The organism is Pseudomonas sp. LBUM1644, from assembly GCF_059716195.1.
Genome location: NZ_CP166812.1, coordinates 3921889 through 3943996 on the forward strand (window position 1 = coordinate 3921889; position 22108 = coordinate 3943996).

Consider the following 22108-nt stretch of genomic DNA (forward strand, 5'->3'; position numbering starts at 1 on the left):
TGTGTGCATAAAAGCGGGTGTCTCTTTTGGCTTGCCATGAACCGCGGCGACTGCCACACAGGCGCTTGATGGCGCCCGTGCGGCCTGTCGCCACCTGGACTACCAGAGCGCCAAGGTGTAATCGATGTTCACCCGTGTCTCGTTGTCATCGCGGAAGGTCGCAGCCGGGGCGAAATCGTTGCGATACCAGGCATGACGCAGACGTACGCTGACCCCTTTGAATGTGCCCGACTGCACGACATAGGACAGTTCGACATCTTTTTCGCTTTCACTGAGGTCGTCTCCACCCAAAGCTGTTGGCAGCTGGATATTGCTGCCATTGAGGTAGCGCACCATGCCTTTGAGACCCGGCACTGCGAGGCCCGCAAAGTCGTAGTCGTAGCGCACTTGCCAACTACGTTCTTTCGGGTTGATGAACTCGGAGCTGAGCGAGCCCTCGGACACCACCAGGGGTTCAGTCCCTGTCAGATATGGCATCGCGGTGTCGCCATTGAGCTGCATGTAGCCAGCGCCCAGGCTGTGGGCGCCCACCGTATAAGTGAACATCGTCCCCAGATTTCGGTTGTCGACATGCCCGGCCTTGGCCGCACCGTCTTCCCCGGTGATGAAATAGCGGACATCCGTCTTCAACTTTCCAGGACCGACAGGCTGTATCTGCTCGAAGCCGAAGTAGTCCTTGCGATACATTTCGTCGAGCACGGCATGGTAGTACTTCAGTGTCAGGCTATCGGACCATTTGTAATCCCCACCCAAAAAGACGAACTTGTCCGATTCGGCCTTGGGGTTGAAACGGCCATTGGGCGATGCGACGGTCATTTTTTGGTAACTGGTGGAATCGCGCAGGTTGATGCGGTCCAAAAAGCCGACACTCAACGACAGGTTGTCCAGATCCTGCGAGCGCAAATAGGCACCACGAAAGGTCTGCGGCAACAAGCGTGTGGGGCTGGCGAAGGCGATTGGCAGGAACGTACTGATGGTCCCGGCTTGCAGTTCCGTCTTCGAGATTTTCATTTTGCCGGTCAGGCCAAGCTCCGAATAATCGTCGCGCGGCTCTCGGCTGGGCACGTCGTACGGCAGCAAACCTGTGCCCGTGCGGTCCGGCGATGAATCGAGCTTGACGCCCAACAGCCCCACGGCATCCATACCGAAACCCACAGGTCCCGGGGTGAAGCCCGAACTGTATTTGAGAATAAAGCCCTGGGCCCACTCGCGGGCTGCCGATTGCGCGGAAGTGCCTTTGTAGTCGCGATCGAAGTAGTAATTGCGCATCGTCAGACTGGCTTTACTGTCTTCGACAAAACCAGCGGCCCTTACTTGCCCAGCAAGAACGGAGAGCACAAAACAAACAGCGATACTCGAGGGAACGCGAATTTGAGCTTTCATGGTTTTCTCTATTTTTATTAGTATTGAACGGGGCTTTACTGCAGGCGTGTCCCTGCCGCCGAACCTGTTGAGCGACCACGCAGGCATGCCCAATCAAGTTCGGGTGTTTCTCGTTCTAATCCGTTAGTTAACGTTGTTGCGTTTATACAAATGCATCAGCGTAGAAATTGGATTCGAGCAACTCTCGCTGCCCGATAAAGTCGCGACGGGCTGAATCCACAACGATCGGTGCACCACAGGCATACACCTCGAAGCGCTTCAACGAGGCAAAGTCGGACAGGACCTGTTGGTGTACAAATCCGCAAGCGCCTTGCCACTGACAGGCATCGTTCGACTCCGAGAGCACCGGGATGTAGTTCAACCAGGGTAACTCGGCCTGCCACTCGAGCAACTGCTCGTGATGGTAGAGATCCTTGCGCTGCCGGCCACCCCAATAGAGATAAACCGGACGCGTGTTATTACCCTGTTCACGCAGTTGCTCAAGCAACGCCTTGATCGGCGCAAAACCGGTACCACTGGCGAGAAAGATCATCGGTTGATCGTTCTCACGCAGATAAAAAGAACCATAAGGCCCTTCCAGACGAAGCAGTTCGCGCGGCTTCAATGCATTGAATACATGCCCGCTAAAACTGCCCCCTGGCATATGACGGATATGCCACTCAAGTTGATTGTCCACTGTCGAGCGCGTCGCCATCGAATAACTGCGACGGCTGCCGTCCTTGAGCAATACTTGCGCATATTGGCCGGGGTAATAATTGAACGTGACCGTAGGCGGCAACATCAGTCGCACGACCATGACATCGTCGGCGACCTTTTCGATGCTGGCCACGCGGGCGGCCGTCTGCTGAATCGAAATACCGCGCAGTTCGGTGACTTCCGGAGCATCGATGACCAGGTCCGAGGTCGCTTTGGCACAGCAGAACAAAGCGAGTCCGGCAGCACGTTCCTCTTCGCTCAGTACCTCCAGCGGACTATTGGCATGATCGACACTGCCGCTCACTACCCTGCCCTTGCAACTGCCACACGTCCCTTCACGGCAACTGTGCTTTAGCATCAGCCCGTCCGCCAACGCACCATCCAGGATGGTCTTGCTCGCATCCAGATCGAATTGTTGCCCAGCTGGTTGAATATCTACGTGATAGGTCATGGCATTTGCTCATTCACTGTGTGATGAAAAATTAACGGCGCTGGGCCGTCAGCAAGTCGAGGGCGACGTCGACAATCATGTCTTCCTGACCACCCACCATCCGGCGTTTGCCCAGTTCGACGAGGATGTCGAGGGTCTTGAGGCCGTACTTGGCCGCAGCGATTTCGGCGTGGCGCAGAAAGCTGGAGTACACGCCGGCATAACCCAGGGCCAGGGTCTCGCGGTCGACCCGTACCGGACGGTCTTGCAGCGGACGCACGATGTCGTCGGCGGCGTCCATCAGCGTGTAAAGGTCGGTGCCGTGGTTCCAGCCCAAGCGCTCGGCGGCGGCGATGAACACTTCCAGCGGCGCGTTGCCGGCACCGGCGCCCATGCCCGCGAGGCTGGCGTCGATGCGGTCGCAACCTTCCTCGACGGCGGTGATCGAGTTGGCCACCCCCAGGCTCAAGTTGTGGTGCGCGTGCATGCCGGTTTCGGTTTCCGGCTTGAGCACCGCCTTGAACGCACGGAAACGGTCGCGGATGTCCTGCATGTTCATCGCGCCGCCGGAGTCGGCCATGTACACGCAGGTGGCGCCGTAGCTCTCCATCAGTTTGGCTTGGGCGGCCAACTGCTCGGCCGGGATCATGTGGCTCATCATCAGGAAACCGACGGTGTCCATGCCCAGTTCACGGGCGTACTCGATGTGCTGTTTCGACACGTCCGCTTCGGTGCAATGGGTGGCGATGCGCACCACTCGCGCTCCGGCGTTGTAGGCGGCTTTCAGGTCGTGCACCGTGCCGATGCCCGGCAACAACAGGGTGGTGATCTTGGCGTGGCTGATGACGTCGGCGGCGGCTTCGATCCACTCCAGGTCGGTGTGCGCGGCGAAGCCATAGTTGAAGCTCGACCCTTGCAGACCGTCACCGTGGGCGACTTCGATCGAGTCGACCTTGGCCTTGTCCAGCGCGCGGGCAATGTCCTGCACGTTCTGCAGCGAATACTGGTGACGCACCGCGTGGCTGCCGTCGCGCAGGGTCACGTCGGAGATGTAGAGTTTTTTGCCGGGGTTAAAAGTCATGTCGGTCTCCTCAGGCGTTCAGCATCGACTGCGCCATGCGCTCGGCGGTGGCCAAGGCAGCGGAGGTCATGATGTCGAGATTACCGGCATAGGCCGGCAGGTAATGGGCGGCGCCTTCGACTTCGAGGAACACCGAGGTCTTCAGCCCGGAGAATTTGCCGAGGCCGGGAATGTTCAGCGGTGCGTCTTCAGGAATGACGTCGAACTGCACGTGTTGCTTCAGGCGATAACCGGGCACATAAGCCTGTACGGCTACGGCCATCTCGAGAATGGACGCCTCGACCTCAGCCTGATCGGCCGCCTCGGACAACACAAACACCGTGTCGCGCATCATCAGCGGTGGCTCGGCCGGATTCATCACGATGATCGCCTTGCCCTTGGCCGCACCGCCGATCACTTCGATGGCCTTGGAGGTGGTTTCAGTGAACTCGTCGATGTTGGCGCGAGTGCCGGGACCGGCAGATTTGCTGGCAATCGAGGCGACGATTTCCGCGTAGTGCACCTTCGCCACGCGCGACACCGCCGCGACCATCGGGATGGTGGCCTGACCGCCGCAAGTCACCATATTGACGTTGAGCTGAGCGAGGTTCTGCTCCAGGTTGACCACCGGCACGCAGTACGGGCCAATGGCCGCGGGCGTCAGATCGATCAGGCGGATGCCGGGTTTGATCGAGCGCAGGAACGCGTCGTTCTTCACATGGGCGCCAGCCGAAGTGGCATCGAACACGAAGTCGATGTCCTTGAACGCGTCCAGGCGAGTCAGGCCTTCAACGCCTTCGTGGGTGGTGGCCACGCCCATGCGCTGGGCACGGGCCAGGCCATCGGAGGCCGGGTCGATGCCGACCATGACTGCCATTTCCAGGTGTTTGGCGTTGCGCAGGATCTTGATCATCAGGTCGGTGCCGATGTTACCGGAACCGATGATGGCGACTTTGAGTTTTCTGGCACTCATTTGTTTTCTCCAAAAGCTTCATCGAGAAGGATCACGGCCGAGTCCAACGTCGCGGCATACACACGCTTGACCGCATCAGGACGCAAGCCAAGTGCAGCGCGTTGGTTGATGTAACCTTTGTCAGTAATCTCCCCATCATCGAGGCTCGGTGGCGAGTCGAGGATGACCATGCGCACGGCATGCTGCGAGGACGCAGGAAACTGCTGGGCCAGTGTTTGCATGCCCGTAATAAGGGCCAGACGAACGGCAGGTTGCATAGACAGTTGTTCTGCGGTCATGCGCTTGCCGGCGGCTCCGGCCAACGCCCGCAGCGCCGGTGTCGGATAGATCAATGCGCCGATCACGTCTCGATCGTGACCGCAAATGACAGCGTCAGAAGCGTAAGGCGCCAAGACACTCACCAGCCGTGGGCGCAACGTACCGACGGAAACCCACGTGCCAGTGGTCAACTTGAAGTCTTCGGTGACCCGCCCATCAAACACGATGCCCTTCTCCGGGCGCTCGGGATCGAGCAGTCGACCGGCATCGCCAATCTGATAGAAGCCCTGTTCATCGAACGCCTCAAGGCTGCCTTGCGGGTCATTGAGATACTGCTGAAACACTGAGGGTCCGCGTACACGCATTTCCAGCTTGTCGCCGCTGGGCACGAACTTGATCTCTACGCCCGGTACTGGCAGGCCGATGTTGCCTGGCTTGTCCAAACGGTAATGAACGTTGGTGAGCACTGGAGAGGTCTCGGTCGCTCCCCATTCGCTGGTAAAGAACAGGGGCTTTTCGCGGACCTTTTCCGCACAGGCTATCAACCGATCCCACGTGCTCTGTGGCAAAGCCGCAGCGGCATAGAACAGCATGTCCAGGCGACCGAAAAGTGCTTGCGCCAACTCCTCGTCGCGCTCCAGGTAAGGCAGTAGCGCTTCATAACCACGAGGGACGTTGAAGAACACCGTTGGCTGGACGGATTTGATATTTTCCACCGTGCGCTCGATTCGCCCGGTCACCGGTAATCCATCATCGATATAGAGCGTGCCGCCGTTGCGCAGCACCATGTTGAAGTTGTGGTTCGCGGCGAAGGTATGACTCCACGGCAGCCAATCCACCACGACCATTTCACTGCCTTCGAGGAAGCGCCAGCATTGGGCGATCGATTGCTGGTTGGCGCACAGCATGCGATGGGTATTGATGACCACCTTGGGCGTGCCAGTGGAGCCGGAAGTCAGCATATAGCGGGCGGGGACATCGCCATCGAGGCGCAGAAAGGCATCCATCACCTGCGCACTTTCGACCCGGTAAAGCAAAGGCAGTGGCAGCGCGCCTGGAACTGCCTGGGCGTTGCGCGCAACCACGACGGGACAGTCCGGTTGAATCAATTCGATTGTGCGGCGATAAGTATCGCCATCGTTGATGAAGATCAATGCCGGTTTCAGCTGCGCCACGATAAACTTGAGCTTGCTGCAGCCGCTCTGTGTATTGCGCGAATAAGCGACCGAAACGGTGGCCACCGCAATCCCGACATGCATGGCCGCCAGCGTGATCAATGCCTGATCGATGTCGTTTTCCGACAACACCAGCACCGGTCGACCGGGCACCGTATCGAGCTCCAGCAAACCCTGAGCCAGAGCACCGACGCGTTGGCGAACCTCGCTGTAGTTCAAGGTGAACCAGACGCCATTGCGACGCTCAGCCAGATAAGGGCGCAGTGGAGCCTCGAGCGCCCATCGCTCCAGCCACTCGCCGATACAACGGGCATAGGGTTGCAGAGGTTCCGGGGATCGCAGTATGAAACTGCCCGCCTCACCTGGCTCGACAGTCACGCGAGCAGGCGCCAACTTGGCAGGATCGTCGAAAAAGTCGTACACGGCACGCCCTCACAAGATCAACAGACACGCCTGTTGTCTCATCATCATTATTTTTGTTGTTACGGGTGCCGGTTCAACAACCCGGACCCCTGTCGCATGACCCCAAAAGGTCAGCGCATCACACTCATACGAATCGGCAGCTCACTTCACCCAGTCGGGTCAGTTTCAAGCGCAGGCTGTCACCGGTGGTCACGGGCACCATGGGGCCCAAGGCTCCGGATAACAGCACGTCGCCTGCGCGCAGTGGCCGGCCAAATTCGGCCATGGTCCGCGCCAGCCACAGGCAGGCGTCCAGCGGGTTGCCGAGGCAGGCTGCGCCCACACCGATTGACGCCTGAGCACCATTTTTTTCCAGCAACATGCCTTCCAGCGCAAGGTCCAGATTGGCCAGGCGCACAGGAGTCTTGCCCAGGACGTAGAGCCCCGAAGAAGCATTGTCGGCCACCGTATCGACCAGGGTGATTTTCCAGTTCTCGATAGCCGAATCGACAATTTCCAGCGCCGGCACCAGGTACTCCACCGCGCTCATCAGCTCGCCCAGGGTTGTGTCCCGATTGGGCAAGTCACGCCCCAACACGAAAGCGATCTCACCCTCGGCCTTGGGCTGAATCAGGCGGGAGCTGTCAATGGCCTCGCCATCGCCGTATTCCATATCGGCAAACAACATGCCGAAATCAGGCTGATCGACGCCCAACTGCTCTTGCACGGCCAGCGAGGTCAAGCCGATTTTACGCCCGCTGAGACGGCGACCGGCGGCCAGCGCAGCCTGGGTATTGAGTTCCTGTACGGCGTAAGCATCAGCCAGCGTGGAAATCTGGAAGCGCTCGGAGATGCGCCCGCAGGGGGTTCGCGTCATGCGCGCTTGCGCCAAAGCCGAGGCGGCAGCCTGAATGGAATCGTGGTTCATGGAGTAGCTCCTCAACAATTGGTAGTCACCGCTCAATGCGAGCGTTGCTGACTGGTCAGGTAACCCTGATGCAACTCATCGACCAGCTCGGCGACGCTGTAGCTGCGCTTGATCTGCCCGACGCCCTGCCCCGCTGACCACACGTGTTTCCACGCTTTGTTGGCGGAGGCAATGTCACCGGAAAAATCGATGCGCGTGTTGTTCTCGGCGTCTGGGTCAATACCGGCCTTTTCCAGGGAAGGTTTCATCCAGGTGGCGAGTACGCCACTGACCGCTTTGGTGGTAGCCACGTCATCCATGGAGCAGTCCACCAGCATGTCCCGGTAAGCGTTTTCGGCCAGGCTCTCGTGGGCCGCTACCAACCGGGTGCCTATCAGGGCGAAATCGCAGCCCAGAACTTGCGCCGCATGGATGTCGCGCCCATTCGAAACAGCGCCGGCCAGACCGAGCGGCCCGTCCCAGAACTCGCGGACTTCAGCGACGAAGGCAAAAGGGTTGTAGCTGCCGGTATGGCCGCCGGCACCGTTACAGACCAACACCAGACCATCGACACCCGCATCGACCGCCTTGCGTGCCAGGGCCGGAGTGATGACGTCAGCGATCACTACGCCGCCATAACCGTGGACAATTTCCAGCACACGCTTGGGGCTACCCAAGGCCGTGGAAACGATCGGCGGCTGGTAGCGTTTGACCAGTTCCAACTCGGCCTCGAACCGATCGTAGGTACTGTGCACGATCATGTTCAGCATCCAGGGTGCCCATACCTGGCCTTGTGTTTTCGCGGCCGAACGCTCGACAACAATCTGAGCCAGCCACTGGTCCAGTTGCTCGACGGTGCGCGCATTGGGCGCCGGCATGCTGCCGACAATGCCTGCCTGACAACAGGCATTGAGCAGCTGCGGCCCGGAAACCAGGAACATCGGAGCGGCCAGGACCGGCATCGGTAAACCAGCGAACAGTTCCAGCAACTTCTGTTGGGGTGCACTCAAGGAACGGCTGTAGACACGCATGGGGCTTTTCTCTTGTTATGGGTACAAATAAAAGTCTGGCTTCAGACCTTTCTGTGACTGGCCGCGCCCGGGCTGCGGACTTCCCAGCCACCGTCGCTGTGGATGATGTTGGCGGTGGTCAACCCTGAGTTTTCACGGGAGGCCAACAGCACATAATGGCCCGTGTGATCTTCCGGTTCCGCGATGCGCTGCAGCGGCACCGCCTGCGCAGCGCCTTGCTCGAAACCCGGGATCTGGTTGAGCGGAACACTTCGCGTATTGAGCCCATCCAGACTCTTCATAGGCGTATTGGTCGCCCCTGGCGCTACACCATTGACGCGAATGTCCGGTGCCAATTCGTAGGCCAGCTGACGGATCATGCCGACCAGCGCATGTTTGGCAGTGACATAGAGAATGCCCCCACCGCCGGCATAAAAAGCACTATTGGACAGGGTGAAAATCATGCTGCCGCGACTGGCGCGCAAGGCATCAGTACTGCATCGTGCGCCCAGCATGTAGCCTTGGACATTGATGGCGAACAAGCGCTGAAATGCACTTTCAAAATCTTCAGGGGCAATACGGTCCAGGCGAGTGAAGTAATCAAACACCGCCGCATTGCCGACAAACGTGTCGAGTTTGCCGAACGCATTCAGTGTGGCCGCCACCGCGCGTTGATTGTCCTCATACTTCGAGACATCGCCCTGCACCGTGATGATGGCGTCGCCCAGTTCGCTGCGCAGTGCGCTCAGCTGTTCGTCGTCACGCGCCATGACGCACACCCGTGCGCCTTCGTTCACATAACGCCGAACGATGGCGCTACCGATGCCGCCCGTGCCGCCAGTGACCAATGCTGCTTGTCCTTCGAGCCAACCCATGTGCGTATCCTCAGAGGAAAGTGTTGATGTTCTTGCACAACAACATCGCGTTTGGAATCAGGATCTTGCGCTTCAGCAACTTCAGCCCGTCGGCCTCGCGGCGCAGCACATCCTCACGGCGCCCGACCAATTGATGGGACTCGTCCAGACCACGGCTGCGGATGTTCATGAAGCAAGAGAACGCAATGAACTCGCCTTCCTGTTCACCGGCAAACACCTCGATATTGCTGATCAGGTGAACGTTGCGCGTCGGTGGATTTTCAGCCCAGGCCGACGGCTGCTTGAACCGCGCGACCCGACGCTGCAGATCGCGCATGCCATCGTCGAAGAAGGCCATGTGTTCCAGTCTGTAGGGGCCAGACTTGTCTTCGCGTCGGCGGTTCTCGATACCGGGCATCCAATAGTGGATGGTCTCGCTGAGCGACTGCAGCCACTCATCCCAGGACTCGTTGTCGAGCAGGCGAGCCTCACGCAACAAAAAGGCCTCGACGGCGAGTTTGTCTTCGAATGCAACGGGTTGTTCCATTGGCAAAGCATTCATTTCGGTCCCCTCAACGCATCTTGCCGTTACGATCTGGTACGTCCGCCCAAGTGGGCGATTGCAACAGGTCTTTCCAGCGCTGATAGAACGCGCGCGAGTTGCATTCGTTGAGTTGCCCCTTGAACACATTGCCAGGCAGTTCGCTGTTTTCGATGCGCGTATCCATGCCAAGGCCGACGTACAAATCCTGATAGCGCGTGACCATGCCGCGGCTGGTCTTGGTGCAGTATTCCCAGTTCTCGCCATCGTCCATTTCAAACACACCGGTCGGAGAGAAGGTCATCATCGCGCCACGGCGCCATTTGTCCTTGATGTCCTGCGGTGCATTTTTGTTGACGATGACCCAGGTAAACAGCTCGATCTTGTGGGGCCCGCGCGGTTGCCAGATGCGAACCGTGTTCTGCCCCGGCAAGAAAGAGAAATTGGGGAACACGGTGAACGATGAAATCGAACCGATCAGCTTGGAGCGGAACTCGCCCAGACGCTCCGCCACTTTCGGGCGCAATACGTGCAGGTATTTGTTGATGTCTTTTTCGCCCAGGGTTGCGGCGTTGCCCACCACATCGGTGGCGAACTCGTAGCCGTGGCCATTCCAGTTCACCGAGTAGGACTCGGGAAGGTCGCCGACATTGGCCACCGGCCCGCCGAGCATGGCCTTGGCCGCGGAGTCATGAGTCCAGCCACCGTGAAGGATATCGCCGACGAAATTTTCCGCCGCGACTTTCCAGTTGCATTCGATGGTGGAACGGATGCAACCACCGAGAAACTCACTGCCGCCCTCGTCCATATCGAGCATGACATCCAGATACCAGGTCATCGGCCCCAGGTATTCTTCAAGTGACGGTGCATCGTCGGCAAAAGTGGCAAACACCAAACCCTTGTAAGTCGCAACACGCGCTTCGCGCAGTCCATGCTTGGACTTGTCGAAGTTGCTTTCCTCATAGCACTTGGATTCATGCATACCCAGCAACCGGCCGCCATCGGCGCCGAATGACCAGCCGTGGTAGTTGCAGATAAAACCACGCGCATTGCCCGCCTCGGCGAAACAGATCTTGTTGCCACGGTGTGGGCAGGCATTGAGGAATACCTTGAGCGATGCGTCCTTCTGACGTACCACCAGGACCTCGTCCTCGCCCATGCTGGTGGCGAGATAGTCACCCGACTTCGGCAATTGCGATTCATGGGCGACGAACAGCCAGCAACGCGCGAAAATCTTCTCGAGTTCTTGTTCGTAGATGGCCTGGTCCCAGAACACCTTGCCGGACAAGCGGCCTTCCTCCATGTCGCACACCCGGTCAAGGTTGGGCAGGCTGGGTGTAGGCTCAATGGTTCTGAGTGGTATGTGTTTGCAGTTATCCATTGTTCTGGACTCACAAGGAATACGGTGGAAAGACAGGCCTTCGTGCCGGGCGTCAGGCGTCGGCCAATGCGGCATCGCTGGCATGTTCGAGGTCGGCAAAAACCTCTTTGTCGGTAACGATGATCCGGTACGTGCGAAGGTGCTTTTCACAGGGGAACGTCACTGCTTCGCCCGTCCGGATGTCAAACTGCCCCCAATGCACCGGGCAGGTGATCAGGTGGTCTTCCAGATCGCCTTCTGCCAGGGAAGCCGTGGCGTGTGTGCACATGTCAGAGGTGGCATAGAACGTGCCGCCCAGGTTGTACACACAGATATCTTCTGCAGCGCCATGGCTGACTTTTTTCAACTCACCTGGCGACAGTTCATCGCGCTGGCACAGCAATACTCGGCTCATGACTTTTCCTCACCAGCAAACAGTTGCAAGAAACCCAACCCGGTGACCCAGGCAGGCACGGCTTCATAGGCGATGACTTCACCGGCCGGATTGGCGACGGCAGCCATGGCGCAGGCGAAATTGCGGATTTCCATGGCGCCATTGCCGGCGCGGCGCAAAATCTCTTCATCCGAATAGGCGCATAGCGCTTGCAGATCGCCGTTGACGCCGTGGGCAAGAATCTCTCGGTCGAAGTCCTCGGCCACCCGGCCCATTTCCGCCGTCCCTACCCAGTGGCTGATGCCGCCGCTACCGATAATGACGACGCGCTCGTCAGCATCGAATGACTCCACCGCCGCACGGATCTGGCAACCGAGATCAGCAGCTCGCTTGAGCGAAATGTAAGGGTCCACGCCACAGGCCAGGTACACAGGAATAGTCGGCAACTCTCGACCGAGGATCTGTTCAGCCGGCTTGACCGTCAGCTGATGAGGAATCGAGAACGAGTGATCCACGGTGAAGCTGCGCGCCACTGTCCAGTCGATGCCCTGCCCTTCGCCATGCGAGACGATATGGCCGGCCAGTTGTTCCTGGTTGCGCACCACACCTCGTTCCAGCCCCGGCAACCGATCCAGTGGACCATCGACATCACCGGTACCGATGACATAGCGCGGCAGGCACTGGGTGCCGAACAGGATGTAATGATCGCAGCCGACGATGATCACCGAGGTCGGCGCCAACTGCGCCAGGCGCTGAGCACATTGCTCGTATGCACCCCAGACCGCATCACCTTGGGCCTGCGGCGGCGCGTTGGGGGCGACGAACATGACCGGGTCATGCGGCATCCAGAAACCACCTACTATCTTGCCCATCGGATCACCCCTTGAGTGCGGCGGAGAAAGCCGCGCGTTGTTCGTCGGTTGCACCCAGGCGCTGCTTGTACAGCGACATGCTTCGCTGAGGTGCCAACTCCTGCCAGAAGCCCATGGTCAGCATCGGATTGACCCCGACCGCTTGCAGAGCGGCGACATCGAAGCCCACGACCATTTCAACTTCTTCTTCACTCAATGCGAAACGCCCGAGGAAGCCTTTGGGGTCTTCGCGAAAACGCTCTTTGGAGGCGCGATCAACTGAGAGTTGCCACAGCGCTCGCTCCAGTAGATTTCGGCTCATGTCGGATCACTCGCTCAGGAAGTCGCGAACCAGCGCCACGAAGCGACGCGGTTGCTCGCTTTGCACCCAGTGGCCGCAACGGCCGAACAGATGCAAATCGGCATTCGGTACGCTATTGGCGATCAGCATTCCGCAGGAGGGCGGCACCACGCGATCTTCACGGCCATGCACGACCAGGGTCGGCGCGATGATCTTGGCCAATGCGGCGGCAGGGAAACCCTTGACCAGCGTTTCGCCCTCGGCGGCTGGCTGGGGAATGAGCTTGCGCAAGGCTTCCTGGGAACCGGCGCGGGCACTGGCTTCGTAACGCGCCTTGACCAGCTCGGGCGTGATCAAGGTCTCGTCGTATGGGAACAGCGCCATCAGCCGCTGCATGTTTTCCAGGGATGGTTCGTACTCCCATGCACCGCGTAGCCCCGGCGTCTGCACGAATTCACCGGCAGGCGTGCCCAGCAGCACCAGCTTGTCGACCCGCTCCGGGGCGAACACCGCCAGGCCAATGGCGACCGCGCCGCCAAAGGAATTGCCGACGAAAGAGGCCTTGGGAATATCCAGCGCATCCATGATGCCGACCAGGTGGTTGACCCACATTTTGATGTCGTACTTGGCCTCTTCCTGAAACTCGGTGAAACCGAAGCCGGCAATGTCCGGCACGATGACCCGCCATTTGTCAGAGAAGGCCGACATGCTCCGGGACCAGTTGGTCCAGCCCGAAACGCCAGGACCGGAGCCATGGAGCAGAAACAGAGCATCGCCCTGACCTGCTTCGTGATAGTTGGTCTTGTGTCCTGCCGCCAGCAGGGTTTTTCCAATACCGTCCATAAGGCCTCCGGTTGTTTTTATTTATTAAGATACAGATGTGTATCTGTATGCTAGAGAGGAAACCCGGACGCGTCAACACTCTAAATACAGACATGTATGTCGGTATTGAACGCAGAATCAGGTGCTAGAGCGGGAAAATGATTTGTCTGGTAGGATACACATCTGTATCTTTATGATGAACGGTCAGCCGGGTACAAAAAGAGCTGTTCAATACACCTGTGAATTGCGGCTGCCTGGAAAGCCGTCAGGCGTTAGAATGTTTTTCCTTGCCCGAGGCGCCCTACCCGCCCCCGGCACTCATCCAGTTGGTTGGACAAGGCCCTAGCACAATGTCAACACGCACCAGTCTCACTCGAGAAGATTGGATTCATGCCGCACAGCATGTCCTGGTTACCAGCGGCGTAGACGCCGTTCGGGTCGACACTTTGGCCAAGGAGTTGAAGATCACCCGTGGCAGCTTTTACTACCACTTCAAAAGCCGTGGTGAATTACTCGAAGGCATTCTGGGCAACTGGCGGTCCCGTGCGACCGAGGATGTCATCCTTCAACTGCGTACCGCACACACTTCACCGCTCCAGCAATTGCAACGCCTGCTGGAGCTGCCCTCCCATGGCCAGACCGCTCGCGAAGCCGCCGCCATTGAATTGGGGATACGCGCCTGGGCACGCCGGGACGATAAAGCCCGACAAGCCATCGACGAAGTCGACCGCTATCGCCTGAATTATATCGAGGGTCTGTTGATACAAGCTGAAGTGACGCAGAGCGAAGCCAGCGATCGCGCTTATCTGATCTATGCCTATCAAATCAGCTTGTCATTGCTGCACAGCGAAGACACTGCGCAGGATCGCAAGGATCGCAGCGCTCGCATGGCAAATATTCTGATTCCTGAAACACTACCTGCGTGACATGCAGAGAAGACGCTGACCGACCATGGAGCGGTGAAACGACAGGCGGCGGCTGAAGCGGTAAGTGGTTTCGTTCAAATAGTTGGGCGATTTGCTGGAGAGAGTCGTCTTTCTGCCAGTGACCCCGTCGGTTATGCGTTGTACCACCTGGCGCATCATCTTCAGTAGCTTGGCTCGGTCGCTCAGCTCAAAGCGGGGTGAGGTAGCAACTAGTTCGATCATGCTATCGGCGGAAACGCAGCACCAGGACTAGCTGGCTGTTGGCTACTTACTGCAAGTGCTCTCCGCTGCTGCGGGTATGAATCGCACTCCGCCGCTTGTCGCGGGTCATGTTGCGTAGGCGGTGCATGTGCAGATTCACTTCCTGCGTAGCTCCGGCCTGTTCGTCCGCAGCGACTGCGATCTGCATGGGTATTTCACTGTCAGAGTGCGATCGGCGCAGCGTGCAGGCAACTGACGTTTACTACCCCAACACCAGTAATCCATACCTAGTGAGTTGGCTTTCAAACGCAGGAAACATCAGCCCAATTGAGCCTCGATCTGTTTCACTACGCCCTTCATCGCCGGCAAGTAACGGCGCGCAGCTTCCTCAATGGGCATCGCCTTGGCGATGTAGACCAGATTCAGGCAGCCCATCACCCGTTCCTCGTGCATGACCGGGATCGCAATGGCGGCGATCTTGCGCTCCTGGCCCCAATGTGAATTGTTTTCGCCATACCCCTTGGCCAAGGTGTGTTCCACCAGTCGTTCGACAAAACGACGGTCGGCGGCCAGCGGTGATTGTTCATCTTCGCGGCCGATCATCAATTCGATCAGCTCTTCCCGCTCGGCGGGTGGGCAGAACGCAAAGTACGCACGGCCGGTCGCGGTCATCAGCAACGGCAGGCGCCTGCCAACCATGGATCGGTGAAACGACAGGCGGCTGAAGCGATGGGTGGTCTCGCGAATGACCATGGCATCGCCGTCCAGCGTGCACAGGTCGGTGGGCCAGATGACTTCCTGCAACAACTCGCCGAGCAAGGGGGCGGCGATGGAGGAAATCCATTGCTCATCGCGAAAACCTTCACTGAGTTCGCGCACTTTCAACGTCAGACGATAACTGTCATCCGACTCGCTACGCCGCACATAACCTTCGGCCTGCAAGGTCTCCAGCAGCCGCCGAACCGTGGTGCGGTGCAGCCCGCTCTGCTCCGCCAATTGTGCCGTGCTGGCGCCGCCATCGAAGCGATTCAAGCTATTGATCAGCGCCAAGCCGCGCATCAGGCCACGTACGGACTTGTATTCTGTTTCGCTCATGAATGGTCCCATTATTGTTATAAATCAACAATGTGCACCTAGTGCACACTAACAAGAGTTGTCGTTGTCGACCAGCTCCGTGATTTCCATACTGCGCCCAACAAGAAATCCAAAAGCGCTGTACGGAGATACCCATGAGTCCTGCACCCACTCCATCCACATTGGACCTGACCACCGACGTTGCCATTGTCGGCGCCGGCCCTGTCGGCTTGATGATTGCCAATTACCTGGGCCAATGTGGTGTGAACGTCACCTTGGTGGAAAAGCTCGACAGCCTGATCGACTACCCCCGCGCCATCGGCCTGGACGACGAAAGCTTGCGCACCTTCCAGGCTGTTGGCTTGGCCGACGCCGTGCTGCCGCACACCACACCCTGGCACGCCATGCGTTTCCTGACCCCCAAAGGTCGCTGCTTTGCCGATATACAGCCCAAGACCGATGAGTTCGGCTGGTCGCGCCGCAACGCCTTCATCCAGCCCTTGGCCGATCGCGTATTGTTCGACGGCTTGCAGCGTTTTGATAACGTCAAGGTGTTGTTCGACCGTGAGCTCGAAGGCTTCGAACACAATGACAGCGCCGTGGTGCTCAACCTCAAGGATCAGAACGGTCGCGGCGAACGTCTTCAGGCCCGTTATCTGATTGGTTGCGACGGTGGCAACAGCCTGGTGCGTCGCAGTCTGAACATCAGTTTCGAAGGCAAGACCGCGCCTAATCAGTGGATCGTCGTCGACATCGCCAACGACCCGCTGAGCACACCTCATGTTTACCTGTGCTGCGACCCGGTACGTCCGTACGTTTCCGCCGCCCTGCCCCACGCTGTTCGCCGTTTCGAGTTCATGGTCATGCCTGGCGAGACCGAAGCCGAACTGAGCAAACCCGAGAACATGCGCAAGCTGCTGGCCAAGGTGCTGCCGAATCCGGATCGCATCGAATTGATCCGCAGCCGCGTCTATACCCACAACGCTCGCCTGGCCGGTCGGTTCCGTGAAGGCCGGGTGCTGCTGGCCGGCGATGCCGCGCACATCATGCCGGTATGGCAGGGTCAGGGTTACAACAGCGGCATGCGCGACGCCTCCAACCTGGCCTGGAAACTGTCGCTGGTGATCAAAGGCCTGGCTGCCGACAGCCTGCTCGACAGCTATGAACAGGAACGTCGTGACCACGCCAAGGCGATGATTGACCTGTCTGTGTTGGCCGGTCACGTGTTGGCACCGCAAAAACGCTGGCAAGGCACCTTGCGTGATGGCCTGTCGTGGCTGCTCAACTATGTGCCACCCATCAAACGCTACTTCGTGGAAATGCGCTTCAAGCCGATGCCGCAATACGTTCAGGGCGCCTTGATCGTACCCGGTGAAAAAAGCTCACCCGTAGGCAAGATGTTCATTCAGCCCCGGGTACTGACCGAAGCCGGCGATACCGTGCTGCTGGATGAGGTGATCGGGGAGCACTTCGCGATCATCGCCTGGGGCTGCGACCCAACCTGGGGTCTGACGGCTGCACAAATCGAGCAATGGCAAGCGCTGGGCACACGCTTTATCCAGGTGTTGCCGGACGTCCAGCTCAAAGCCGCCAGTGACGTCAGCGAGGGTGTAATTCGTGTCGGCGACAGCACCGGCCGCCTCAAGGAATGGTTCGCCCGCGGTTCGGCCTCTATTGCCCTGGTGCGTCCGGATCGCTTCCTTGCCGGCCTGGCCATACCGCAAACCGTCGGCCAGGCCTGTGATGAATTGGCCCTGGCAATCAAGGCCCTGCCGCAACCCGAAGTGGCGATCCCCGCCAGCAAGGTCGCCTGACATGAGCGCCTATCTGCACTGCCTGTCTCACACGCCATTAGTCGGCTACGTCGATCCCACACCCGATGTGCTGGCCGAGGTCGATGGCATGATCGCTGACGCCCGTGAACGCATCGCCCGCTTCAACCCGGAGCTTATCGTGCTTTTCGGCCCCGACCACTACAACGGCTTTTTCTACGACGTGATGCCGGCCTTCTGCATCGGCATGGCCGCCCACGCCATTGGTGATTTCGACACCGCCGCCGGCCCCTTGGACGTGCCCAAAGCGCTGGCCGAATCCTGCGCCCAGGCTGTCCTGGATGCCGGTGTAGACGCCGCTGTGTCTTATCGCATGCAGGTCGACCATGCGTTCGCCCAACCGCTGGAACTATTGCTGGGTGGCTTACAAGGTTGCCCGGTGATCCCGGTGTTCATCAACTCGGTCGCCGTGCCCCTACCCGGCTTCAAGCGTGCCCGTCTGCTCGGTGAATCGATTGGCCAGTGGTCGCAGTCGCTGAACAAACGCGTGCTGTTCCTGGCTTCCGGAGGGTTGTCCCATCAACCTCCGGTGCCGGAACTGGCCAAAGTCGATGCGCGCATGGCCGATCGGCTGATGGGCAGCGGTCGCCAATTGCCAGCTAATGAGCGACAGGCGCGCCAGGAACGAGTCATCCAGGCTGCCCGGGATTTCGTTGAAGACCAACGCAGTCTGCACCCGCTAAATCCGGTTTGGGACCAGCAGTTTCTCGACACCCTTGAACAGGGCCGCCTGAGCGACCTCGATGCGCTGGGCAATGACGAGCTGTCGGCATTGGCCGGCAAGTCCACACATGAAGTGAAAACCTGGGTCGCCGCCTTCGCCGCCCTTAGTGCCTTCGGCCCGTATCAAACCGAAGGTCGCTATTACCGTCCAATTCCCGAGTGGATTGCAGGCTTCGCCGCCCTCGGCGCACAGCCGCTGAACAACCACCATTGAATTCAAGGAACATTGCCATGACAGCCACTGCATTCACCGAAGCTTCCACCAGCCGCTTTGCCCGTATCAAGGAAGGCGATCTGGACTTGCAACTGCACTACAACGACGTTGGCGAAGGTGCCGAAACCGTGGTCATGCTGCACGGCTCCGGCCCGGGCGCCAGCGGCTGGGCCAACTTCCATCGCAATATCGAGCCGCTGCTGAATGCCGGTTACCGCGTGATCCTGATGGATTGCCCAGGCTGGAGCAAAAGCGACACGATCGTCAGCGAAGGCTCGCGCTCGAACCTCAATGCGCAAGCGCTCAAGGGCCTGCTCGATGTGCAGGACCTGGACCGCGTACACATCATCGGCAACTCGATGGGTGCCCACAGCACCGTCGCCTTCGCCCTAGAATATCCTGAGCGGATCGGCAAACTGATCCTGATGGGTGGCGGTACCGGCGGCCCAAGCGCGTTTGTTCCCCAGCCCACTGAAGGCATCAAGCTGATCGGCGCGCTGTACCGCGAGCCGACCATCGAGAACCTGAAGAAGATGATGAACGTCTTCGTTTTCGATGCCAGTGGCCTGACCGACGAACTGTTCCAGACCCGCCTGGACAATATTCTGGCGCGTCGCGATCACCTGGAAAACTTCGTCAAGAGCAGCACTCTCAACCCCAAGCAATTTCCGGATTTCAGCCACCGCCTGCACGAAATCACCGCCGACACCCTGATCGTGTGGGGCCGTGAGGACCGCTTCGTGCCGATGGACACCGGCTTGCGCTTGCTGGCCGGCCTGCCCAAAGCGCAACTGCACGTGTTCAACCGTTGCGGCCACTGGGCGCAGTGGGAACACGCCGAGAAGTTCAACCGCATGGTCCTGGACTTCCTGACCCATTGATCACCGAGGCCGACATGAACCTGACTCAAGACACACTGCGACAGCTCGCCGCTGACCTGCGCCAGGCCGAAGCCCACGGCGAAGCCATCGGGCCACTGCGCGAGCAGATCGGCGAAAACAACGCCGAGGCCGCTTACAGCATTCAGCGTCTCAACGTCGACCACGGCGTGGCCAACGGCCGTCGCGTAGTCGGCCGCAAGATCGGCCTGACCAATCCCAAGGTGCAGGCGCAGTTGGGCGTCGACCAGCCAGACTTCGGCACCCTGTTCGCCGACATGTGTTACGGCGATAACGAAAGCGTGCCGGTGAGCCGCGTGTTGCAACCGAAGATCGAGGCCGAAATCGCCTTGATCCTCGAACGCGATCTACCCTGCGCGGACGCTACATTTGCCGACGTGGTGGCGGCCACCGGCTGGGTCGTCCCGGCACTGGAAATCGTAGGCAGCCGCGTGCAGAACTGGAACATCCGCTTCGTCGATACCGTGGCGGACAACGCCTCCAGTGGTTGCTTTGTATTGGGGGGGCCGGCTCGACGCATCGACGGACTTGACCTGCGCCAAGCCAGCATGCGCATGACCCGCAATGGTGAAGAAGTGTCCAGCGGCAGCGGCGCCGAGTGCCTCGGGAATCCGCTCAACGCGGCCGTCTGGCTGGCCCGGACCATGGCACGCCTGGGCGATCCGCTGCGGGCGGGCGACATCATTCTCACGGGTGCACTCGGGCCGATGGTGCCAGTCACTACCGGTGACCGTTTCGAGGCCGAGATAGAAGGCATCGGTCAGGTCGGTGTGGCCTTCACTGCCGAGTAATCGGCGACTTGCGTGCAATAGAGGCAATAACAATGAAAAAACTCAAAGTCGCCATCATCGGTTCCGGCAACATCGGCACCGACTTGATGATCAAGATCCTGCGCAATGCGAAGCACTTGGAAATGGCGGTCATGGTCGGTATCGACCCGGCCTCCGACGGCCTGGCCCGCGCCCAGCGCATGGGCATAGCCATCACCCATGAAGGCGTTGAAGGCCTGACTCGCATGGACGTGTTCAAGAACATCGACTTCGTCTTCGATGCCACCTCGGCCGGTGCCCACGTCAAGAACGACGCCTTCCTGCGCTCGATCAAACCCGGCATCCGCTTGATCGACCTGACCCCGGCAGCCATCGGTCCATATTGCGTGCCGGTGGTCAACCTGGAGCAGAACCTCAACCAGCTCAACGTCAACATGGTCACTTGTGGCGGCCAGGCAACCATCCCGATGGTCGCGGCCGTGTCGCGCGTGGCCAAGGTGCACTACGCCGAAATCGTCGCCTCGATTGCCAGCAAATCCGCTGGCCCTGGCACTCGGGCCAACATCGACGAGTTCACCGAAACCACCTCCAAAGCCATCGAAGTGATCGGCGGCGCAGCCAAGGGTAAGGCGATCATTGTGATGAACCCGGCCGAGCCACCACTGATGATGCGCGATACGGTGTTTGTGCTGTCCGAGGCGGCCGATCAGGCCCAAATCGAAGCGTCCATCCTGGAGATGGCGACCGCTGTGCAGGCCTACGTGCCCGGCTATCGTCTCAAGCAATGGGTGCAGTTCGACGTCATTCCCGAAGAGGCGCCGCTGCACATTCCGGGCCTGGGCACGTTCTCCGGGCTCAAGACCTCGGTGTTCCTCGAAGTCGAAGGCGCCGCCCATTACCTGCCGGCTTACGCCGGCAATCTCGACATCATGACCTCCGCTGCCTTGGCCACCGCCGAGCGCATGGCGCAGTCGATGCTGAACGCCTGAGGAGACTGACATGACTTTTAATCCTGGCAAAAAACTCTATATCTCCGACGTGACCCTGCGCGATGGCAGCCACGCAATTCGCCACCAGTATTCGATCCAGAATGTGCAGGACATCGCCCGCGCCCTGGACAAGGCCAAGGTCGACTCGATTGAGGTCGCCCATGGTGACGGCCTGCAAGGCTCGAGCTTCAACTACGGCTTCGCGGCGCACACCGATCTGGAATGGATCGAAGCGGCGGCCGATGTCATCAGCCACGCCAAAATCACCACGTTGCTGCTGCCCGGTATCGGCACGGTGCATGACCTGAAAGCGGCCTACAACGCCGGGGCTCGGGTGGTGCGCATCGCCACCCATTGCACCGAAGCCGACGTCTCGAAACAGCACATCGAATACGCCCGCGAGCTGGGTATGGATACCGTCGGTTTCCTGATGATGAGCCACATGATCCCGGCCGAGCAGTTGGCCGCTCAGGCGAAGTTGATGGAAAGCTATGGCGCCACCTGCGTGTACATGGCCGACTCCGGTGGCGCGATGAACATGCAGGACATCCGCGACCGTTTCCGCGCGTTCAAAGCCGTGCTCAAGCCGGAAACCGAAACCGGCATGCACGCGCACCACAACCTGAGCCTGGGCGTGGCCAACTCGATTACCGCGGTCGAGGAAGGCTGCGACCGCATCGACGCCAGCCTTGCCGGCATGGGCGCCGGGGCCGGCAATGCCCCGCTGGAAGTGTTCATCGCCGCCGCCGAACGCCTGGGCTGGAACCACGGCACCGACCTGTACACGCTGATGGACGCCGCTGACGACATCGTGCGCCCGTTGCAGGACCGGCCGGTGCGGGTCGACCGCGAAACCCTGGCGCTGGGTTATGCCGGGGTTTACTCAAGCTTCCTGCGCCACGCCGAAATCGCCGCTACCAAGTACGGCCTCAAGACCCTCGACATCCTCGTCGAGCTGGGCAAGCGCCGGATGGTCGGTGGTCAGGAAGACATGATCGTCGACGTGGCGCTGGATCTGCTCAAACGCTGAACCGTGCATCACCCCCGGCTGGTCGCCCACGCA

At 59.5% G+C, this 22108-nt stretch carries 23 protein-coding genes; 7 read left to right on the forward strand and 16 right to left on the reverse strand.

Features of this window, described 5'->3' with window-relative positions:
• Positions 1 to 99: 99 nt before the first annotated feature.
• The 14 genes from ACA052_RS17745 to ACA052_RS17810 form a co-directional block, all read right to left on the reverse strand.
• Positions 100 to 1383, reverse strand: a complete 1284-nt coding sequence (locus ACA052_RS17745; protein ID WP_497650350.1) for an OprD family porin — start codon at positions 1381 to 1383, stop codon at positions 100 to 102.
• Between the two features lie 142 nt (positions 1384 to 1525).
• On the reverse strand, positions 1526 to 2530 hold the full coding sequence (locus ACA052_RS17750) for a CDP-6-deoxy-delta-3,4-glucoseen reductase (RefSeq protein ID WP_497646049.1): 1005 nt from the start codon (positions 2528 to 2530) through the stop codon (positions 1526 to 1528).
• A 31-nt stretch (positions 2531 to 2561) separates the two neighbouring features.
• Complete coding sequence (dmpG, locus tag ACA052_RS17755) at positions 2562 to 3590, reverse strand: 4-hydroxy-2-oxovalerate aldolase (protein ID WP_128607777.1); 1029 nt, start codon at positions 3588 to 3590, stop codon at positions 2562 to 2564.
• 10 nt (positions 3591 to 3600) lie between these two features.
• On the reverse strand, positions 3601 to 4542 hold the full coding sequence (locus ACA052_RS17760; RefSeq protein ID WP_497646050.1) for an acetaldehyde dehydrogenase (acetylating): 942 nt from the start codon (positions 4540 to 4542) through the stop codon (positions 3601 to 3603).
• Positions 4539 to 6398: a feruloyl-CoA synthase gene (locus ACA052_RS17765; RefSeq protein ID WP_497646051.1), complete on the reverse strand. Its 1860-nt coding sequence runs from the start codon at positions 6396 to 6398 to the stop codon at positions 4539 to 4541. The genes ACA052_RS17760 and ACA052_RS17765 overlap by 4 nt, the downstream gene beginning before the upstream one ends.
• A 124-nt stretch (positions 6399 to 6522) precedes the next feature.
• On the reverse strand, positions 6523 to 7305 hold the full coding sequence (locus ACA052_RS17770) for a 2-keto-4-pentenoate hydratase (RefSeq protein ID WP_497646053.1): 783 nt from the start codon (positions 7303 to 7305) through the stop codon (positions 6523 to 6525).
• Between the two features lie 32 nt (positions 7306 to 7337).
• Positions 7338 to 8315 (reverse strand): NAD(P)H-dependent flavin oxidoreductase, encoded by a 978-nt coding sequence (locus ACA052_RS17775; RefSeq protein ID WP_497646055.1) that lies wholly within the window; start codon positions 8313 to 8315, stop codon positions 7338 to 7340.
• A 41-nt stretch (positions 8316 to 8356) separates the two neighbouring features.
• Positions 8357 to 9169: a 3-(cis-5,6-dihydroxycyclohexa-1,3-dien-1-yl)propanoate dehydrogenase gene (gene hcaB / locus ACA052_RS17780; RefSeq protein ID WP_497646057.1), complete on the reverse strand. Its 813-nt coding sequence runs from the start codon at positions 9167 to 9169 to the stop codon at positions 8357 to 8359.
• A 10-nt stretch (positions 9170 to 9179) separates the two neighbouring features.
• Positions 9180 to 9710, reverse strand: coding sequence for a 3-phenylpropionate/cinnamic acid dioxygenase subunit beta (locus ACA052_RS17785; RefSeq protein ID WP_497646059.1), 531 nt, complete (start codon positions 9708 to 9710; stop codon positions 9180 to 9182).
• 10 nt (positions 9711 to 9720) lie between these two features.
• Positions 9721 to 11070: an aromatic ring-hydroxylating oxygenase subunit alpha gene (locus tag ACA052_RS17790; RefSeq protein WP_497646060.1), complete on the reverse strand. Its 1350-nt coding sequence runs from the start codon at positions 11068 to 11070 to the stop codon at positions 9721 to 9723.
• A gap of 52 nt (positions 11071 to 11122) precedes the next feature.
• Positions 11123 to 11464, reverse strand: coding sequence for a non-heme iron oxygenase ferredoxin subunit (locus ACA052_RS17795; RefSeq protein WP_497336617.1), 342 nt, complete (start codon positions 11462 to 11464; stop codon positions 11123 to 11125).
• Positions 11461 to 12315: a DODA-type extradiol aromatic ring-opening family dioxygenase gene (locus ACA052_RS17800; RefSeq protein WP_497646061.1), complete on the reverse strand. Its 855-nt coding sequence runs from the start codon at positions 12313 to 12315 to the stop codon at positions 11461 to 11463. Before ACA052_RS17800 ends, ACA052_RS17795 begins: the two co-directional genes overlap by 4 nt.
• A gap of 4 nt (positions 12316 to 12319) precedes the next feature.
• Complete coding sequence (locus ACA052_RS17805) at positions 12320 to 12616, reverse strand: extradiol ring-cleavage dioxygenase (RefSeq protein WP_128607770.1); 297 nt, start codon at positions 12614 to 12616, stop codon at positions 12320 to 12322.
• Between the two features lie 6 nt (positions 12617 to 12622).
• Complete coding sequence (locus tag ACA052_RS17810) at positions 12623 to 13438, reverse strand: alpha/beta fold hydrolase (RefSeq protein ID WP_497646062.1); 816 nt, start codon at positions 13436 to 13438, stop codon at positions 12623 to 12625.
• Positions 13439 to 13767: 329 nt separating this feature from the next.
• On the opposite strand from ACA052_RS17810, the gene ACA052_RS17815 reads away from it, so the two are divergent.
• The gene (locus ACA052_RS17815) at positions 13768 to 14343 is read left to right on the forward strand and encodes a TetR/AcrR family transcriptional regulator (RefSeq protein ID WP_497646063.1); all 576 of its coding nucleotides are present in this window, start codon (positions 13768 to 13770) and stop codon (positions 14341 to 14343) included.
• A 268-nt stretch (positions 14344 to 14611) separates the two neighbouring features.
• Here ACA052_RS17815 and ACA052_RS17820 read toward each other — a convergent pair whose 3' ends face one another.
• On the reverse strand, positions 14612 to 14752 hold the full coding sequence (locus ACA052_RS17820) for a hypothetical protein (protein WP_497646064.1): 141 nt from the start codon (positions 14750 to 14752) through the stop codon (positions 14612 to 14614).
• A 110-nt stretch (positions 14753 to 14862) separates the two neighbouring features.
• On the reverse strand, positions 14863 to 15639 hold the full coding sequence (locus ACA052_RS17825; protein WP_497646065.1) for a DNA-binding transcriptional regulator: 777 nt from the start codon (positions 15637 to 15639) through the stop codon (positions 14863 to 14865).
• A 134-nt stretch (positions 15640 to 15773) separates the two neighbouring features.
• Here ACA052_RS17825 and ACA052_RS17830 point away from each other — a divergent pair, with 134 nt between their 5' ends.
• From ACA052_RS17830 to dmpG (ACA052_RS17855), 6 genes are read left to right on the forward strand one after another with little or no spacing between them, the layout of a single operon-like run.
• The gene (locus tag ACA052_RS17830) at positions 15774 to 17432 is read left to right on the forward strand and encodes a bifunctional 3-(3-hydroxy-phenyl)propionate/3-hydroxycinnamic acid hydroxylase (protein WP_497646066.1); all 1659 of its coding nucleotides are present in this window, start codon (positions 15774 to 15776) and stop codon (positions 17430 to 17432) included.
• 1 nt (position 17433) lies between these two features.
• Positions 17434 to 18387: a 3-carboxyethylcatechol 2,3-dioxygenase gene (mhpB, locus tag ACA052_RS17835; protein WP_497646067.1), complete on the forward strand. Its 954-nt coding sequence runs from the start codon at positions 17434 to 17436 to the stop codon at positions 18385 to 18387.
• Positions 18388 to 18404: 17 nt separating this feature from the next.
• Positions 18405 to 19268, forward strand: a complete 864-nt coding sequence (locus ACA052_RS17840) for an alpha/beta fold hydrolase (RefSeq protein WP_497646068.1) — start codon at positions 18405 to 18407, stop codon at positions 19266 to 19268.
• Positions 19269 to 19282: 14 nt separating this feature from the next.
• Positions 19283 to 20077, forward strand: a complete 795-nt coding sequence (gene mhpD / locus ACA052_RS17845) for a 2-keto-4-pentenoate hydratase (protein WP_497646069.1) — start codon at positions 19283 to 19285, stop codon at positions 20075 to 20077.
• A gap of 32 nt (positions 20078 to 20109) precedes the next feature.
• Positions 20110 to 21045, forward strand: coding sequence for an acetaldehyde dehydrogenase (acetylating) (locus ACA052_RS17850; protein ID WP_497646070.1), 936 nt, complete (start codon positions 20110 to 20112; stop codon positions 21043 to 21045).
• Between the two features lie 10 nt (positions 21046 to 21055).
• Complete coding sequence (gene dmpG, locus ACA052_RS17855) at positions 21056 to 22075, forward strand: 4-hydroxy-2-oxovalerate aldolase (protein ID WP_497398784.1); 1020 nt, start codon at positions 21056 to 21058, stop codon at positions 22073 to 22075.
• Positions 22076 to 22108 lie beyond the last annotated feature (33 nt).

Excerpts from the sequence above, each read along its gene's own strand:
- ACA052_RS17745 (WP_497650350.1), bottom strand. The coding sequence starts at position 1,383 with ATGAAAGCTCAAATTCGCGTTCCCTCGAGTATCGCTGTTTGTTTTGTG.
- ACA052_RS17750 (WP_497646049.1), bottom strand. The coding sequence starts at position 2,530 with ATGACCTATCACGTAGATATTCAACCAGCTGGGCAACAATTCGATCTG.
- dmpG (WP_128607777.1), bottom strand. The coding sequence starts at position 3,590 with ATGACTTTTAACCCCGGCAAAAAACTCTACATCTCCGACGTGACCCTG.
- ACA052_RS17760 (WP_497646050.1), bottom strand. The coding sequence starts at position 4,542 with ATGAGTGCCAGAAAACTCAAAGTCGCCATCATCGGTTCCGGTAACATC.
- ACA052_RS17770 (WP_497646053.1), bottom strand. The coding sequence starts at position 7,305 with ATGAACCACGATTCCATTCAGGCTGCCGCCTCGGCTTTGGCGCAAGCG.
- ACA052_RS17775 (WP_497646055.1), bottom strand. The coding sequence starts at position 8,315 with ATGCGTGTCTACAGCCGTTCCTTGAGTGCACCCCAACAGAAGTTGCTG.
- hcaB (WP_497646057.1), bottom strand. The coding sequence starts at position 9,169 with ATGGGTTGGCTCGAAGGACAAGCAGCATTGGTCACTGGCGGCACGGGC.
- ACA052_RS17785 (WP_497646059.1), bottom strand. The coding sequence starts at position 9,710 with ATGAATGCTTTGCCAATGGAACAACCCGTTGCATTCGAAGACAAACTC.
- ACA052_RS17790 (WP_497646060.1), bottom strand. The coding sequence starts at position 11,070 with ATGGATAACTGCAAACACATACCACTCAGAACCATTGAGCCTACACCC.
- ACA052_RS17795 (WP_497336617.1), bottom strand. The coding sequence starts at position 11,464 with ATGAGCCGAGTATTGCTGTGCCAGCGCGATGAACTGTCGCCAGGTGAG.
- ACA052_RS17800 (WP_497646061.1), bottom strand. The coding sequence starts at position 12,315 with ATGGGCAAGATAGTAGGTGGTTTCTGGATGCCGCATGACCCGGTCATG.
- ACA052_RS17805 (WP_128607770.1), bottom strand. The coding sequence starts at position 12,616 with ATGAGCCGAAATCTACTGGAGCGAGCGCTGTGGCAACTCTCAGTTGAT.
- ACA052_RS17810 (WP_497646062.1), bottom strand. The coding sequence starts at position 13,438 with ATGGACGGTATTGGAAAAACCCTGCTGGCGGCAGGACACAAGACCAAC.
- ACA052_RS17815 (WP_497646063.1), top strand. The coding sequence starts at position 13,768 with ATGTCAACACGCACCAGTCTCACTCGAGAAGATTGGATTCATGCCGCA.
- ACA052_RS17820 (WP_497646064.1), bottom strand. The coding sequence starts at position 14,752 with ATGCAGATCGCAGTCGCTGCGGACGAACAGGCCGGAGCTACGCAGGAA.
- ACA052_RS17825 (WP_497646065.1), bottom strand. The coding sequence starts at position 15,639 with ATGAGCGAAACAGAATACAAGTCCGTACGTGGCCTGATGCGCGGCTTG.
- ACA052_RS17830 (WP_497646066.1), top strand. The coding sequence starts at position 15,774 with ATGAGTCCTGCACCCACTCCATCCACATTGGACCTGACCACCGACGTT.
- mhpB (WP_497646067.1), top strand. The coding sequence starts at position 17,434 with ATGAGCGCCTATCTGCACTGCCTGTCTCACACGCCATTAGTCGGCTAC.
- ACA052_RS17840 (WP_497646068.1), top strand. The coding sequence starts at position 18,405 with ATGACAGCCACTGCATTCACCGAAGCTTCCACCAGCCGCTTTGCCCGT.
- mhpD (WP_497646069.1), top strand. The coding sequence starts at position 19,283 with ATGAACCTGACTCAAGACACACTGCGACAGCTCGCCGCTGACCTGCGC.
- ACA052_RS17850 (WP_497646070.1), top strand. The coding sequence starts at position 20,110 with ATGAAAAAACTCAAAGTCGCCATCATCGGTTCCGGCAACATCGGCACC.
- dmpG (WP_497398784.1), top strand. The coding sequence starts at position 21,056 with ATGACTTTTAATCCTGGCAAAAAACTCTATATCTCCGACGTGACCCTG.